Source organism: Cupriavidus sp. TMH.W2 (assembly GCF_050847365.1).
GTDB lineage: Bacteria > Pseudomonadota > Gammaproteobacteria > Burkholderiales > Burkholderiaceae > Cupriavidus.
Genome location: NZ_CP193792.1, coordinates 2,898,263 through 2,913,163 on the forward strand (window position 1 = coordinate 2,898,263; position 14,901 = coordinate 2,913,163).

At 58.4% G+C, this 14,901-nt stretch carries 19 protein-coding genes and 1 pseudogene; 12 read left to right on the forward strand and 8 right to left on the reverse strand.

Annotated elements, in window-relative coordinates:
* Positions 1 to 283 precede the first annotated feature (283 nt).
* Complete coding sequence (locus ACREYQ_RS13310) at positions 284 to 721, reverse strand: hypothetical protein (protein ID WP_432258051.1); 438 nt, start codon at positions 719 to 721, stop codon at positions 284 to 286.
* Between the two features lie 359 nt (positions 722 to 1,080).
* Between ACREYQ_RS13310 and ACREYQ_RS13315 the strand changes: the two genes are divergently transcribed.
* Both ACREYQ_RS13315 and ACREYQ_RS13320 read left to right on the forward strand, forming a co-directional pair.
* Positions 1,081 to 1,398 (forward strand): hypothetical protein, encoded by a 318-nt coding sequence (locus ACREYQ_RS13315; protein ID WP_432258052.1) that lies wholly within the window; start codon positions 1,081 to 1,083, stop codon positions 1,396 to 1,398.
* Positions 1,399 to 1,480: 82 nt separating this feature from the next.
* Positions 1,481 to 1,912, forward strand: a complete 432-nt coding sequence (locus ACREYQ_RS13320) for a GNAT family N-acetyltransferase (RefSeq protein WP_432258053.1) — start codon at positions 1,481 to 1,483, stop codon at positions 1,910 to 1,912.
* A 798-nt stretch (positions 1,913 to 2,710) separates the two neighbouring features.
* Here ACREYQ_RS13320 and ACREYQ_RS13325 read toward each other — a convergent pair.
* Both ACREYQ_RS13325 and ACREYQ_RS13330 read right to left on the reverse strand, forming a co-directional pair.
* Positions 2,711 to 3,379 (reverse strand): NrsF family protein, encoded by a 669-nt coding sequence (locus ACREYQ_RS13325; RefSeq protein ID WP_432258054.1) that lies wholly within the window; start codon positions 3,377 to 3,379, stop codon positions 2,711 to 2,713.
* A complete protein-coding gene (locus ACREYQ_RS13330; RefSeq protein ID WP_432258055.1) occupies positions 3,376 to 3,903 on the reverse strand; it encodes a sigma-70 family RNA polymerase sigma factor in 528 nt (175 codons plus the stop codon). The genes ACREYQ_RS13325 and ACREYQ_RS13330 overlap by 4 nt, the downstream gene beginning before the upstream one ends.
* Positions 3,904 to 4,166: 263 nt before the next feature.
* Here ACREYQ_RS13330 and bufA1 point away from each other — a divergent pair, with 263 nt between their 5' ends.
* From bufA1 to ACREYQ_RS13350, 4 genes are read left to right on the forward strand one after another with little or no spacing between them, the layout of a single operon-like run.
* Positions 4,167 to 4,487 (forward strand): BufA1 family periplasmic bufferin-type metallophore, encoded by a 321-nt coding sequence (gene bufA1 / locus ACREYQ_RS13335; protein ID WP_432258056.1) that lies wholly within the window; start codon positions 4,167 to 4,169, stop codon positions 4,485 to 4,487.
* A gap of 7 nt (positions 4,488 to 4,494) precedes the next feature.
* Positions 4,495 to 5,385, forward strand: coding sequence for an MNIO family bufferin maturase (gene bufB, locus ACREYQ_RS13340; protein ID WP_432258057.1), 891 nt, complete (start codon positions 4,495 to 4,497; stop codon positions 5,383 to 5,385).
* Positions 5,357 to 6,157, forward strand: a complete 801-nt coding sequence (locus ACREYQ_RS13345) for an HvfC/BufC family peptide modification chaperone (RefSeq protein ID WP_432258058.1) — start codon at positions 5,357 to 5,359, stop codon at positions 6,155 to 6,157. Before bufB ends, ACREYQ_RS13345 begins: the two co-directional genes overlap by 29 nt.
* Positions 6,158 to 6,213: 56 nt before the next feature.
* Entirely contained in the window at positions 6,214 to 6,642 is a 429-nt protein-coding gene (locus ACREYQ_RS13350) for a DoxX family protein (RefSeq protein WP_432258059.1), read from the forward strand.
* A 141-nt stretch (positions 6,643 to 6,783) separates the two neighbouring features.
* On the opposite strand, the gene ACREYQ_RS13355 is transcribed toward ACREYQ_RS13350, so the two are convergent.
* On the reverse strand, positions 6,784 to 7,185 hold the full coding sequence (locus ACREYQ_RS13355; RefSeq protein WP_432258060.1) for a MerR family transcriptional regulator: 402 nt from the start codon (positions 7,183 to 7,185) through the stop codon (positions 6,784 to 6,786).
* 63 nt (positions 7,186 to 7,248) lie between these two features.
* Here ACREYQ_RS13355 and ACREYQ_RS13360 point away from each other — a divergent pair, with 63 nt between their 5' ends.
* From ACREYQ_RS13360 to ACREYQ_RS13375, 4 genes are all read left to right on the forward strand, one after another.
* Positions 7,249 to 7,599 carry a mercuric transporter MerT family protein gene (locus ACREYQ_RS13360; RefSeq protein WP_432258061.1) on the forward strand — a complete coding sequence of 117 codons (351 nt, stop codon included), beginning with the start codon at positions 7,249 to 7,251 and terminating at the stop codon, positions 7,597 to 7,599.
* 9 nt (positions 7,600 to 7,608) lie between these two features.
* Positions 7,609 to 7,899, forward strand: coding sequence for a mercury resistance system periplasmic binding protein MerP (gene merP, locus ACREYQ_RS13365; protein ID WP_432258062.1), 291 nt, complete (start codon positions 7,609 to 7,611; stop codon positions 7,897 to 7,899).
* Positions 7,896 to 8,132, forward strand: coding sequence for a GDCCVxC domain-containing (seleno)protein (locus tag ACREYQ_RS13370; RefSeq protein ID WP_432258063.1), 237 nt, complete (start codon positions 7,896 to 7,898; stop codon positions 8,130 to 8,132). The genes merP and ACREYQ_RS13370 overlap by 4 nt, the downstream gene beginning before the upstream one ends.
* Positions 8,133 to 8,445: 313 nt before the next feature.
* On the forward strand, positions 8,446 to 9,114 hold the full coding sequence (locus ACREYQ_RS13375; protein WP_432258064.1) for a hypothetical protein: 669 nt from the start codon (positions 8,446 to 8,448) through the stop codon (positions 9,112 to 9,114).
* A gap of 490 nt (positions 9,115 to 9,604) precedes the next feature.
* Here the strand turns inward: ACREYQ_RS13375 and ACREYQ_RS13380 are convergent, their stop codons facing one another.
* A complete protein-coding gene (locus tag ACREYQ_RS13380) occupies positions 9,605 to 10,048 on the reverse strand; it encodes a GNAT family N-acetyltransferase (protein WP_432258065.1) in 444 nt (147 codons plus the stop codon).
* A gap of 474 nt (positions 10,049 to 10,522) precedes the next feature.
* Here ACREYQ_RS13380 and ACREYQ_RS13385 point away from each other — a divergent pair, with 474 nt between their 5' ends.
* Positions 10,523 to 10,726: a cold-shock protein gene (locus ACREYQ_RS13385; RefSeq protein WP_432258066.1), complete on the forward strand. Its 204-nt coding sequence runs from the start codon at positions 10,523 to 10,525 to the stop codon at positions 10,724 to 10,726.
* A 729-nt stretch (positions 10,727 to 11,455) separates the two neighbouring features.
* Entirely contained in the window at positions 11,456 to 11,899 is a 444-nt protein-coding gene (locus ACREYQ_RS13390) for a GNAT family N-acetyltransferase (RefSeq protein WP_432258067.1), read from the forward strand.
* A gap of 345 nt (positions 11,900 to 12,244) precedes the next feature.
* Here the strand turns inward: ACREYQ_RS13390 and ACREYQ_RS13395 are convergent.
* The 3 genes and pseudogenes from ACREYQ_RS13395 to ACREYQ_RS13405 form a co-directional block, all read right to left on the reverse strand.
* A pseudogene (locus ACREYQ_RS13395) lies at positions 12,245 to 12,621 on the reverse strand (MFS transporter); the annotation flags it as partial.
* 107 nt (positions 12,622 to 12,728) lie between these two features.
* The gene (locus ACREYQ_RS13400) at positions 12,729 to 14,081 is read right to left on the reverse strand and encodes an ATP-binding protein (RefSeq protein ID WP_432258068.1); all 1,353 of its coding nucleotides are present in this window, start codon (positions 14,079 to 14,081) and stop codon (positions 12,729 to 12,731) included.
* Entirely contained in the window at positions 14,057 to 14,719 is a 663-nt protein-coding gene (locus ACREYQ_RS13405) for a response regulator (RefSeq protein ID WP_432258069.1), read from the reverse strand. The genes ACREYQ_RS13400 and ACREYQ_RS13405 overlap by 25 nt, the downstream gene beginning before the upstream one ends.
* Between the last annotated feature and the right edge of the window lie 182 nt (positions 14,720 to 14,901).

Here is a 14,901-nt window from a genome sequence, read left to right on the forward strand (position 1 = left end):
GTATCCGTGGTGCCGGTGGCCCCATTACCCGTATGGACCGTAGTATCCACCACCGTAGTACCCGCCATCATATGGCACCACGACGCAACCGCCGAGCAGCGTAGATACGGCAATCAGCAATGCGAGAATGGGTTTCATGGCGATTCCCCAAAGGTGACAAACGCGGAGAGGCCAGGCTGGCTTTCCAGCTAACCTGCGCTCTCCGCAAAGCTCCTGCACTCAGGCTACGTTGCAGCGGCCTTCGCCCTGGCAACGAACCCTCGGTTCGCCCGATGGGAGCAGCTTACTGCTTCTTCTTATTGTCCACGCTGGCTGCGGCCTTCGCGGCTTCGGGTGGCGCCTCGGCCTTCGCCACATCCGCCTTGGCCTTCATGTTGTCGGAATCGTTCTTTGCGTCAGCCTTCGCCATACCGGCCTCGGCATTGGCGGCCTTCATCTTGCTCGCCTCGTGGTGGGTGCCCTTGGCGGCGGACTTACTGGCATCAGCCTTTACGTCAGCCTTCTCCTTGTTGGCGCTGGCTCGAGCCTTTTCTTCATCGCCCTGCGCGCTGACACTCTTCTTGTCCTTGTCGGCCTTTGCCTGCCTGGTTTCCTTGACGACCTTTACCTGGTCTTTCGCCGCTGCGCCCTGCGGCTGCGTTGCGGAAGCTGGCACACCGGTCTGCGCGAAAACGGTACCGACGAGGGCTGCGGAGGCGAGAGCAGCGAACAGTTTCTTCATGACGTGAACTCCTGGGGGAAATTTAGCAGCTCGGCAGTGCGCCTTGCTTATCGGAGAAAACGGTACGGCTCGAATCCGAGTTGACCGACAAGTCGTGACAATCCGTAAGTTCTGCAACCGGCAAACATAATTCGCGAGTACGGCTGGATGTGCCTCCCCCCAGCAGGGGTCTTCGTCCTTTCGGAAATACTCCGACCTCGGTCCACGTAGAGATGGTCAGTTGGGCTACAGCCTCAAAAGTCCGGCTGAACGCCGAGCGCGTCGACGTGGCGTTACAGAAAGTCACGGCTGTGCGAATCCGCTAATACACCGTCGAACCATGCTGACCTAGAGTCTCTGCAAGAGAAAAGGAGAAAATCATGCGAAAGACCGCATCGCTCTTGCTTCTAGTCGGCGTTACCGCGCTTGGCTCCAACATGGCTGAGGCGCGGGTGGACGTCGGCATTGGTATCGGCATCCCTGTGCCAGCGGTTGTCGCCCCACCGCCCGTCTACTACGAGCCAGCTCCCATGGTCGTTCAGCCGCCGCCCGTGGTAGCGGCTCCGGCCTACTATTACGACGACTGGCAGGGCCGCGCTTGGAGAGAGCGCCAATGGCGCGAGCAGCGATGGAGGGAGCACGAATGGCGCGAGCGCCGACGCGAATGGCGACGCTGGCATGACGACTACGATGACTAGCATGCGCGAGCGCGGCTAGGCGTGGGTAACGGTCGGGATGCCGGGTCGCTCATCATCACTACTTAGATTTGAGGGTAACCCTATGAGGCCGCGTCGTGCGACCAAGGCAGACCTTCGTGATGTGGAAGCATTGCTTCGGTCGTGTTCACTGCCCGTTGGCGGAATACGTAGTGAGGCGGTGCAATTTCATGTCAGCCGCGACAGGACCGGCCTCCTTGGATGCGCCGGTATCGAGGTGTTCGGTGACAGCGTTGGCCTGTTGCGAGGAGTCGCTGTCGCCGAGCGCGCGAGACGGGCAGGGCTGGCCGCCTTGCTGGTGTCCGCACTGGTCGCCGACGTACGTTTGCGCGGCATCGAATCCCTGGTCGTCCAATCTGAAACTGCGGCCGGCTATTTCACTCGCCTTGGCTTCACGCCAGTCGAACGTGCGACCATACCTCATGAACTGCTGGCTTCTCGTGAATTCTCCGATACCGGTGCCAGAACGGCGGCAATCATGAAGGCTGAACTCTAGCTACACTGCACAAGTGGACTATCCTGCTGCACGACCGAACCCCCCAGAGCGACGACTGACAGATGCCGAGTCATTACCGCTTACGGTTTGCATTGAAGTACCCCTTACGGCGTGTGACGGAGGAATAGAGTCATGACCAAATCAATTGACGGCAGGCTTAGACTGACTGCAGACAACGTCAACGTAGAACACGAAGCCAACGGCCGGAATGAGGAACTTCCCGTTCAGGCTCGCGTCATTCTCTATATTTCCCGTAGACATCTCGACAACATCTTCGGATGCGCTGCACGTGGCAGGTTCCCTCAGAAAAGAGAAGGTGGCTTCCAAATTTCGCTAACCACCGCTCTCACTTATCGAAAAGTCAGTTCCAGGGGATAAAAGCGGCGGCGCCAAATCTCGCGGAAGGTCATTCGGGTTGGGCAGGAACTTGCTCGATAGCGGCCACGAAGGCAGAAAGCAGCCGAGCGGGCGCTGTGCCTGATACCCTCCAAGGCCTCAAGGAATATCAGCGCAGATGGATGGCTCGATGGAACTGCGGAGCGCAGCAAACCATCAATGATGACATCCCAGTTTCGTGGAATGCCAATTCGGTTCGCAATGTCCCCAAGTTGGTGCCGTCGTTGACTCTCGGCCAGTGCCAGTGGTCCGGCTGGGTAATTTTCTCCTTGACCGTAGCTAAATGAGCTTGGCCTTCATGTCTCGTCATCGGGAGTCTTCGATTGGACACCGTGGCAAAGACGCGGAACGCAAGCTGAACAAGGACGAAAGCTGAGCACGTTGCCCCTTACTCGACTCCGCTTACCAACCCGCCCCTGAGCGCGGAGACAGCCATTGGAGCAACTGCTTCCCATACCGGCCGCCTAACGCCAGAAATAGCGCGGTCACACCGAAATTCCACAGCAATATCATGGCCGTGGCCTCAAGCGGGTGCAGGATTGACAGAGCCGCAGCCGTCACTGCCGCAACTGCGAGGCTTCCCACCATTGTGACGGGCGCCGGCGATAGCCGGGCTACATGGCGCAGCATAGTCAGCATCAAAAATGACAGAGGCATGCCAACCAGTGCCAATGTTGCGAAGCAGCGGGCCGTCTCTCCAAGCGCAACCCCCTCAGGCCCAATGACGACCCAATTGGTAAGACAGCCATAGCCAATCGTGGCAACCCAAACGAGCGCGGCCGGGGCTGGCAACAGAAGCCAACGACGTGGCATTCCTGGAATACTGGCGATAAATGCACCCACAGCCGCCAGGACACCGGTTGCCATCGCCGCTGCCACGCTGAAGACAAAAGTCGACTGATGAACCTTTAGCGCGAGGTCGGCGCGCACACCATGCGCAATACCGACGCAAAGCATGACTAGGGTGGCAAACAAAAGCCAGCATGCAGCTCGGGGCACCGGTGCGCGCAAACGCCGAACTGGTGTTGCGTCCGCGACTAACCGTTCAACCAGGTCAGAGGTCCGAGTCATGACTTGCCACCTCGCTGCTGCAACAACTCCCGCAACCGTTTCAAAGCCCGATGGGTGGCCACCTTTAACGCAGCGATTGACATTCCGCTCGCCGCAGCGGCCTCCTGCAGGGACATCTCCTCCAGCTTCAGCATGCGCACGGCATCGCGCTGCCCAGCAGACAGTTGCTCGATGGCGTCCCTTACCACGCGAGCATCCACGGCCTCTTCCTGTAAGTTCGCTTCGACGGCGCCAAAGGTTTCCAGGTCCCTATCCACGGATACCTCATGCGAGCCAACGCGGCCACGCCGGCGCATTGTGTCAATAATTCGCCTGTTAGCGATAGCCAACAGCCATGGGCCGAAAGGGCGCAGCGGGTCATATGTATTACGCACAGAATGTACGGTTAACAGCACATCCTGAACCACATCCTCAATGTCGTCGACGCTACGGATTTGCCGTGCCGCAAGCGCGCGAAGGTAGGGCGTGATGGCTTCCAGCAGCCGGCGATAGGCGTCCTTGTCGCCGTCTTGCGCCCTGGCCATTGCGACGGACCAGTCCAGCCTGCCGTCACCTCGCGTAGCCAAAGCGTTATCCGCGCGCGCCTTCGCGGCGGACTCTTGAGTACCATTTTCGGGGCCGGAGGGAGGGCTGGGAGAATGTGGATGCCTGAGCATGCGGGAATTTTGCAACAGGCATGGCCAGTTTGTCGCGCAAAAATATTTCGATTGGCCTGTAACTTCTGGCGCTGCTCCGCCGAACCTTGATACACGGCCGGAATGCCCGGCCTACCCTAGGAGGACGCAAGATGAACAGACATGTTTTGGCCGCCTCAACGCTATCGTCAGCAATCGGTCTGGCCCTCGCCTTGCAGGCCTTGCCAGCTCAGGCTCAGGCCACGAAAGACATGAGCGGCATGCCACAAGTTGTCAAAGACAACATGGCACGGATGGAGAAAAACAAGCTAGAGAAGTGCTATGGCATAAACACCGTGGCAAAGAACGACTGCGCGGAGGGCGCTCACTCCTGTGCGGGCCAAGCGACGCAAGCTCGCGATGCGAAGTCGTTCGTTCTCCTTCCCGCTGGTGATTGCAGCAAAATTCAAGGCGGCAAGCTGAAGCCAGCTTGAGTGGCTCATGAATTCCGCTTCAGCCGCATCGCAGCGCGCACTCGGCCCGATTCCGGCGCGAGCCGGAGTCGGACTGCGCTTCCGACACCACCAGGCGGTACTTGAAGAGCGCCCGTCAATCGCGTGGTTTGAGGTGCATACCGAGAACTACATGGGCGGAGGCAGCGCCCCGGAGTACCTGGACGCCATTCGACGAGACTATCCAATCTCGCTGCACGGCGTCGGGTTGTCCTTGGGCAGTGCGGAAGGCTTAGAAGTAGGACATCTCGAGCGCGTGCGCAGCGTCATCGAGCGTGTAGAACCAGGGTTGGTCTCCGAGCATCTGTCATGGAGCATCAGTGGGGGTACTTATTTTGCCGACTTGCTGCCCCTACCGCTAACCGAGGAAGCGCTGGACACTGTTTGCAGGCACGTCGACCAGGTGCAGACCTATCTGAAGCGGCGCATTCTGGTCGAGAATCCTTCAACCTACCTACGCTTCCGGCACTCGACTATCCCCGAATGGGAATTTCTTGCGGACGTCGCTCTGCGCACTGGATGCGGCATCCTGTGCGACGTCAACAATATCTACGTCAGTGCCCACAATCACGGTTGGAATGCACTGACGTATCTTGATGCCTTGCCACCATCGGCGGTTGCCGAGGTTCACCTGGCCGGTCACAGCGTGCGGCAGCTTGACCAGGGCCGTATCCTTTGCATCGACGACCACGGCTCGCGCGTCGCACAACCGGTGTGGGACCTATTTGAACAGGCCCTCAAGCACTTTGGGCCGGTTCCCACACTGATTGAATGGGACACCGATGTGCCGGCTCTCGACGTCCTGATGGAAGAATCGGCACTTGCCCAAGCAGCGATGGAGAGACAGCGAAATGACAACCTCCGTACCAACGCTGCTTGAATTGCAACACGCGGTCCGGCGGGATTTTCTCGGCCTAGCCGATGGCGACGCGTCCAGGTACGTGGTGCCAGACGGCCTGGAACCGCAGGCATGGCTCGGCATCTATCGCAACACCGCAACTGGCGCGCTACTAACGGCGCTACGACTCGCCTATCCGGCCGTGCAAGCGCTGGTCGGACCCGAGTTCTTCGAAGGAGCCGCCAGACAGTTCATCGAGCATAACCCGCCTGCAAGCGCCCAACTAGATGGCTATGGCGGAGCGTTCCCCAATTTCCTAGAGCAGATGCCTCAGGCGGAGTCGCTTGTCTACCTGCCAGATGCAGCGCGGCTGGAATGGCCAGTGAATGAAGTGTTGCATGCGCCAGACACGAACCCTCTCGACCTGGGGCGCCTCCGACAATTGGACGAAGCGGAGCTGCAACAAGTTTGCTTCTTGCCGAACCCCGCAGTACGCCTTCTCCAGTCTGCCTATCCGGTGGATGCTATCTGGAGTGCAGTTTTGACACGAGATGACAGCGCGCTGGCGAGCATCAATCTGGCCGCTGGTCCCGTCTCCCTGTATGTTTGCCGGTGCACTTCCGGCGTCGATATTAAGCGGATTGGCGCGTGGCAATGGTCATTCACAACTGCATTGCTCGAAGGACGCCCCTTAAGCGATGCGCTAGTGCAAGCGCCTCCTGACGAAGCACCTGTATGGCTTGCATCTCTGCTGGCGTCGGGATGCTTTGCGGGTGTTCGCCTTTCTGGGCAGCCATACAAGCCAATTGTGTGAGGTTTAGTCAGATGACAAAGACATATCAATCTGACTCACGAAGGCCGGCCAGCCGCATGCTCCGCGCCATTGCGTGGCTGGAGCGGGTTCCTCATACACTGCTGGCGCTCCCGCTGCGGCTTGCGGTTGCCACCGTCTTTTGGAATTCAGCGATGACCAAACTGGCGGATTGGAATGCCGCACTCGAACTCTTCAGAGAGGAGTACCGAGTGCCGTTGTTTCCCCCCGAGATTGCCGCCTATATAGCAGTGTCAATCGAACTAACCGCACCGGTTTTACTTGTTTTGGGCTTGGCAACCCGCCCCGTGGCACTGGTGCTGCTCGGTATGACTGCCGTTATCGAGGTATTCGTGTATCCGCTGGCTTGGCCTACGCATATCCAGTGGGCGGCCATGCTGTTGGTTCTACTTTGCCGAGGAGCCGGAAACTGGTCACTAGACCACCTCTTATATAAACGCTTCGGCGGCTCGCCGAACGGTCGATGACTTCGCCCAAAAGTTTGGAAACGCAGGCATACCAATTGATGTCTTCACGTGACATGCCATTGCTCGTTTGCGAAGTGCAGCGCCCCACCTTCCAGGAACTGGGGGAAAAAGTAGTACTTTGAATGTGGCTGTTACTTGCGCTCACCCAGCATCGCAAAGTGCATCGACCAATGGGCATGAGGCTTGGTCAGGATTTGCGCGGCACTGACTTGTGAGCTTTCGTAATTCGGTTCGCAGTACCCGCAAATCCCTCAATCGCTCCTCGACAACCCGGAGCTTGTGTTCGGCCAGCGTGCGGACGGTAGCGCAGGAGCCGCCATCGTTGAGCTGTAGCAGCGTGCGGACCTCGTCCAAGGTGAACCCGAGTGCCTGAGCTCGGCGGATGAAACGCAGCCGCTGCAAGCTTTGTGGAGGATACCGGCGAAACGAGCCATAGGGCCGTTCTGGTAGCGGCAGGAGACCGCATCGGTGGTAGTAGCGAATCGTTTCAACGCTCACATCCGCCGCCTTTGCTAGCTCACCAATTGAAAATGTCTCGTCCATCACTTGCGTCCGTACTGAACTACGGACCTAGACTACACTTACCGACGTAAGAAAGGAAGTGTAATGACGAGTCGTTGGACTACCCTCAGCGCAGTGTTCGCGGGCGCAGCAGCAGCACTTGGCGCTTCCGCTTGTTGCGCCGGACCATTGCTCCTGGTCATGCTTGGGCTTGGCGGCGTATGGGGCTCTCGGCTAGCAGCTTTGGAGCCTTTCCAGCCGTACTTCATCTCGGCGGCGGTCGTGCTATTCGCATTTGCCTTCTATCGCCTCTACCGGAAATCTGAAGCTTGTGAACCAGAAGAAGTATGCGCGGCCCCTGCAGTGCGCCGCCGCCAACGGGCGATATTCTGGACGGTTGCCCTTAGCGCCGCTGCATTGATGGCATTTCCGCTGTATGCGCCGCTGTTCTACTAGGACATTACCGTGCAAACGAAGCTACTCACTCTACTTGCTGCGGCCATCGCGTCGACGAGCGTACTCGCCGCCAGCGCACGCGTTGTCACGCTCGACGTGACGAAGATGGATTGCGCTGCTTGCCCAATCACGGTGCGCATGGCGCTAGAGAAGGTGCCGGGAGTCGAATCGGCCAAGGTCGATTACAAGACCAAACGCGCTGTCGTCACATACGACCCGGCGAAGGCGTCTACGGAAGCCTTGACCGCTGCTACCGCCCAAGCTGGGTACCCGTCTACTGTCAGGCAGGAGCCACGATGAGCGTCGAATTGCAATCAATCATCACCTGTCCCCACTGTGGTCACAGTAAAGAAGAGACCATGCCGACCGATGCGTGCCAGTGGTTCTATGAGTGTGAGCGATGCAATGCCGTGCTGAAGCCAAAGGCCGGCGACTGCTGCGTTTTTTGCTCGTATGGCACCAATATGTGCACCCCGATGCAGCAACAGCCGGGTTTATGCTGTTCGTCGACCAGCGCGTCTGCCACCTGCTAACTCGTCACCGCCCATGCTATGCCCCATCTGCCACAAAGCTGACTTAATCCCTCTTGCTCTTGGGATAGATGCTCGCGCATCCTGGTCGTCCTTATTACTAAGGGCACTGAAATGCCCCGCATGCTGGGAAGGGATTATTGAGGACAGCGAGCTCCGCCGTGCCGTCGGCGAACCCGAACGTCAAAAGAAGGCGGACGAATAGCCCCCGGTGAAGTCCGGCTCATCCCACCGCTGCCGAGACAACACGATAGCTTGCTACCTGAATTCAGTTGCCGGGGCGCCACCATGCAGAGTTTACGACCAAGGAAAATAAATGAATGCACAAACGATTCTGATACTCAAGCGCACCGTTGCTGTGTGCTTGGTTGGACTGGGAAGTTTCTCGGCCGTGGGAGCACTTGCGGGCAGCGAAAGCCAAGTGATGAACTTTGAAACCCACGCATCCTTCTTCTCGAATGAGACGCACCGGAAGACGCCACTGGACCCGCAGGTGTTTGTTGCTGCGCCATCTGCGCCGGCGGCTGTGGGGCCGCAGGGTATCAAGCGCAGCGCCGGCTTGCGCAATGCGTTGATTTCTGACGAGCCGAGCCTGCCCGTCATGAACGCATCGGGCCAGCCTCTCGATATTTCCCTCGACGCTTGGCTTGGCGCCAAAGGCACGGTCATCTTGACGCCACAGCCCGATGGGCGGGAGAAAGTCACCGTGATTCTTTCGGGCCTGAAACCTCATGGGCACTACAGCCTGTTCGAGAACCATTTTGACCAAAAACCGGTTGGCTTCACGCCGCTGGATGGCAACGGAACGGACAACAACTTTGTGGCCGATGCCAAGGGTAAGGCCGTTATGACCACCATTTCGCCGAGCATAACTACGCACGACAACGCCGTTCTCGTCGTCTACCATTCGGACAGGAAAGCGCACGGGAAAGTGCGGGGTGAGATTGGCATCAACGCGCATCATCAACTGATAGCACGGCCGTAGTTCGTCAATAGTTGGCCGGGCTGTCGGCTCCCCCAATTGCACCGTACCTCAATTGAGGTAGTACAAATGGACGGGGGGTGCGACCATGAAATTGAGGGGTGAGTTCATACTCACCTACCATTCCCGAGACGGGCCCAACTGCAAGCACGGGGGAAAGCTGCTATCAAATTCTTGTGCGGAGATATTCCCAAGGTGCTCACAGACCTCGGCAGGGAGGGCGATGCTTAATGGTTTGCGCCACAGCACCACGCCAGTAAGCCGAAGTACACGGGTGCGCACCTCCCTGGGCTCCGGGTATCGCGAAACATGCAAGGGAAGCATCTGCATATAAACACGCCGCCGCACCTCGTAGCTAAGCGCACCTTTCGTGTCACGGCGAATCAACTCTGTGTGCGTCACCTGTATATGTAGATATAGCGCACGGAGGACCAAGGCAAGAACCAGCGCCGCTGCTGTCAGCATCACGATGCTCATTAGTCGCCACCGGGCTTCAGTCGAGTCGACGGCACATGTAATGCGTCCTCGCACCAAAGCGTCGGAGGAATTCCTTCGACAACTGCATCTCCTGCGGCATGTCGTCCAACGCGGTAAGCGTGAACCCGAAGCGGGCAAAGAACGCGGGATGCTCGGCCGTGAGCACTGCAGCCCTGGTGCAGCCACTGGCACGGGCACGCATCAAGATGGCCCTGACAAGATGCGTGGCGACCTGGTGGCCCCGGTACTCGTCAAGAACCGCAACGGCCGGGATGATGACCGTCCCACCAAGCATTTCGCCGCAGGCGCAGCCGATTACCTTCTCACCCAGGACGCCCAGACTGTAGAGACGGGACGAGGGGTCTACATCGCTGCCAGGCAAACCGCAGGAACGGAGCACCTGCGAAATGGCTTGCTTGTCTGATTCCCCGGCCGCGCGGATTCCCATATCTTTTATCATTCTTTTTTCTTGCCTCCCGACGCACGTGCAACGATGTCCTCCAAGCAGTATGTCGCAAGGGTTCGAGGCATACCATCGGCTAACTGTACGAATGACACTATTTTAAACATAGTGGCTGCCTTCGCAATTCCGTGCCCAGCGCCAGGCAACATCGAGTGACTTAATTCTGATGTGAATATTTTTAATATCAGATGAGGCAGTAATGCAAAGTCCCTGGGTCCACCATAAACATGGTTGGCTTCGGTTCGTTCGGCATGAGGGGCGGCTGTATCAAACCCCACCAGCATCCCGCCTTCGCGACTCGCTGCCCATCACCAAAGGTAAACCCTAGCGAGGGACCCCTTGGCGCTAGGGAGCGCGACACGATATGCTAACGACACAAGAAGCTGCCGGCAGCGAGTCCTGCACTAGAGTTCAGCGTCTTGACAATTTTCCTTGCATGCAAGTTTGCATGCTTTTGGCTTCGAGGATGAGATGGCAACAGGTACCGTGAAGTGGTTTAACAATGAGAAGGGCTATGGCTTCATCACGCCCGATGACGGCGGCAAAGACCTGTTCGCGCATCATTCGGAAATACAAGGAGCTGGGTTCAAGTCGCTCGAGGAAGGCGCGAAAGTAGAGTTCGAAGCCACGCAAGGCCAGAAAGGCCCACAAGCATCAAAGATTCGTAAGCTATAGGCGCTCGCGCCCAGCAGGTACAAATAGCCCTTTTAATCGCTGCCCGTTCGACAGAGGCGTGGGTAAACGGCGCGTGATTCACTAAAATCCCCAGCAAACTCGCCGGTTTGCTGGGGATTCGTTTTTGCCGAAGATATTTTCGGGAGAGGACGGCCTCCCGCTGGTCTCTCTCCTTCCGTGGTCGCGCCGGCGGTAGCCCCCAGCTAACTTCAACCGATTGCCAGGACAGTCAGCGACTGCACGCCTGGCTCATGCACCGCTTCTCTTGCCTCGCTGGCTCGACATCTGGCTACTGAGCGTATCGTTGCGCTTCGATGAGCCCGGTTCAATATGATTTGAAGTCGTCCACGGGCTCATCTCATGCGCCGTCCATACACGGCGCATCCATGCATAGTTATTAAATCCATCACTTCGTGATATAAGCGATTTGCGTGCCTCACATCTCGCCGCAACGGGCCGCCGCAGTTCGGCAGTCTGCCTCGCTTACTCACGCGAGCGAAGATGCCTCGGCCTGGCGCATAAATTCTCTGCACCGCGAAAAGGCCCCGATACATTTCGTCGCAAATTTGCGGCGACGAAGTGGCCGCACACCGTTGCCAGGAACGATTCCAAACGGTAGCATGCGGCCCCACGCGATTGCACGGAGAGATTCGTCGTGATTGTGAGCAACATATAAGATGTGTCGCGGGCTTCGTGGAGCCACGTTGAGCACTAGCAGGAGACAACATCATGGCAACCCACGCCCACCTCCGTTCGGCCTCCCAAGCCGATTTGCCTCAAATAGCTGTATTGCTAGAACAATGCCGCCTAACCAGAGAAGGCATAACGAAGATTGTTGATAGCTTCCACGTCGCGCATTGCGATGGTCGCATCATCGGCTGCGCAGCGGCAGAGCGTCATGGGGAATCCATCGTCATCCGCTCAGTAGCCGTTGAACCGGCCTGCAGGGATAGAGGTGTTGCTACTCGCCTTGTCGACGCCCTCCTGATGCGTGCACGCGGCACCGAAGTGCGACACGCAGTATTGCTGTCGGCGTCAGCTCCCGCGTATTTCGCACGCTGGGGCTTTTCGCTTATTCCTGCCGACAAGGCTCCCTCGGACGCTAGAGCCTCGTCGGAGTTTCAAGACGCCGCACAAACCTCAGCTTTGTGCATGCATTGCGAATTGAGATAGCCCGGGCGCTGCTCACACAGGCCGATGCTATCTTCGTGCTCATGCTCCCCCTCTTTGCGACCATCTGCCCTTACTCGGGAGAACTTTGGCATAGAAGATACCTTCAGGCAGTTTTCCACCAGCAGCGCTTGAGTGCCGGTCAGCGGGTCTGACTCGGGACTGTTGCGGGCTGGGCCTCCTCCCATCGGCGTCCGGCCCAGGCACTCGGGAAATGTTGGTGTTGGTGCTCGGAGCGCCGCGTGGACATGCGATTCAGTGGGTGACCGGCACCACCTGCCCCGAAATGTCTTCCAGAATACATTTCTGGTAGACCTGTGCGACCACCACCGCCCGAACGCCCTTGGCGGGGTCGCGTCCCATTCCCTTGCCAATGCGGTCGGTAAGACGTGCCCCCAGCACTGTGCCGACGCCTGGGGCCATTGCAAAGAACGGCTTCGACAGCGCCCCTAGCGCATAGCCGAACACAGCAAGCCCCTTGCGCTTCCCCAGATAATCACTGAGAGCACCCAAAAAAACCTTCACAATCAGTGCTGTCGCTTCTGCCACGCCTTCTATCAGCCCGACCGCCAGGGCGCTCGCACCGAGCGTGGTGACCATGAAGACCGGCAGCAGACTATGGATGATTCCAGAAGACACATCCATGAGGAGAGGCTGACGAAGCCCAGCATCCAGATGCCGCTTGGAATCTGGCGTAAGGTGCTAGCAGAAGCAGTCGTTGCCATCTTTTTTCTCGATGGTGACGCCAAGCAGTGCTCGACCTCAGCTTTCCTTGAGATGGAATATCTTCTCGTCGCGACCTGGACCTTGGTTCAAGAACATGAGCCCGCCGTTAGTCGTTCGGGAGAGTCTGTGTATATGTGAACCGTAGCCCTGTCCTGCCATCCGACGAGATGGTGTGCAAGCTGACCTGACCGCCGAGCCGCGACGCCGCGCGTCGAACGATGGCCAGCCCGAGCCCGCTACCTGGCTGCCCCGACCCAACCACGCGATAGAAGGGGTCGAAGACGCGAGTGAGCTCGCCCTTGGGAATGCCAGGGCCAGTATCCTCGACCTCAAAGACAGCATCATTACCATTGCGATACAGACGCACATCCACCTTGCCACCGGTTGGTGTGTACAGGGTCGCGTTGTCGATGGCATTGCGAGTTAAGGCCAGGAAATCCTGTTCACTACCGCGAAGCTGCAACGCCTCGCCCACGTCGAGGCCAAGGTCAACCCCCTTGGATTCCGCAAACGGGAATATCTCCCCCAGGGCATCGATGACCACGGCCTTGGCGTCGAAGGTATGGCTGGCCGTCGTCTGGGCTGACTCTTGCTGCGCGAGCAGCAACAGCTGCTCCACCAGCGACCGCATGCGTGAAACGCTCTTCCCCAACGGCGCGAGGCGGGTCAAGACCGTATCGGGCACGGCCTCCGAGGCCAGCGCATTCTCCAATTGCAGCGTCATCGCCGTCACCGGAGAGCGCAGCTCATGCGCCGCATCAGCGACAAGCTGACGCTGCTGAGCAAGGACAGACTGCAGCCGCTCCAGCAGCCTGTTCGTCGCATTGACGAATGGCTGGATTTCCGTTGGCACGTCCGTCGCGGAAATCGGTGTCAAATCCGAATCTCCGCGCTTATCCACTTCCACGGACAATTCCTGAACTTTGCGCAGCAGGATTCGAATCAGAAAACCCGACAGCAGGACCAATATCGGTATCACGACCAACAGCGGAATCAGCGTACGGAGCGCGCTGTCGCGTGCAATTTCGTCCCTTGCCGACGTCCGCTGTGCCACCGCGAGGCCGTATTCTTCGTTAAGCGTCCTGATATAGATGCGCCAGGATTGCCCGTACGACTCGATGGTGTGAAAGCCGTCCGAGAGGTCGCCTGACACTCTCAGAGAAAGGTCTGGCGTCACGACGTGTGTGGACAGCTTGGAAATCTTGAGCACCCAGATGCGCATCTCGGGCTCGTCCACCGGCTTATACCCACCCTGCGAGGACAGAAATTTGGCATTGCCGGGCGAGACTAACCAGGCAATCTCCCGCAGCTCATCGTCCTGAAGGTCACGCGCCTCCTCGAAAGCGAACCAGAACGACATCGCTGCTGCCACCAGGCCAATGAGCAGAATTGTTCCGCAAATCGATGCCGACAACATCCACAGAAGCGACCGGTTCACTCGGCCTTTGGCACCATCCATCCTACTCCCCTGATATTCTTGATGACTCCCGCGTCCAGCTTTCTCCTGATGCCGTGGATAAGGAACTCGATGGCGTTGCTCTCCACCTCCTCGTTCCACCCATAGATTCGCGTCTCGAGCTCGGCCCGAGAGAGGATGGCGCCAGGCCGCAGCAGAAATTCGCGCAGCAGTGCGAACTCCCGCGCTGACAGCTGCCGTTGCGCGCCATGAAACCAGACTTCGTGGCTTGTCTGGTCCAGCGAAAGCTCGCCATTGCGCAAGATGGAGGAGACCTCCTGGCCTCGCCGTCGAGTCAGTGCACGCAGGCGGGCCAGCAGTTCCCCGACGTGGAATGGCTTCACCAGATAGTCGTCGGCACCGAGGTCCAGGCCCCCAATGCGGTCATCAATCGCACTACGCGCCGTGATGACCAGCACCGGTACCGCGTTCCCACTCTGCCGCAGTTGATGCAGCACGGCCAGACCGTCCTGCCCTGGAAGACCAAGGTCCAGGAGAATGGCGGAATACTGCTCGGTCGAGGCCGCCAAAGACGCCTGTTTTCCGTCGGTGACCCAGTCAACGGCGTACCGGGCATCGCGTAGCGTCTGGCATACCGCCTCGCCGATAAGCGGGTCGTCTTCGACCAAGAGCGTTCTCATCTTGTCCCCAGTTGCTGCTTCGACGCCTGACCAGTCTGCCTGCGGTGCGCAGCATGTCCACCCAGACTTAGCGGATGCTTAGCAGCACAACCGTGGAGTTTTCTGGGCCTGATTGCAAATGTACAGAGAATCAGTCGCCGCAATGTGCTTTATTGCTAACATCAACTAAGTCTTCTCTAAGT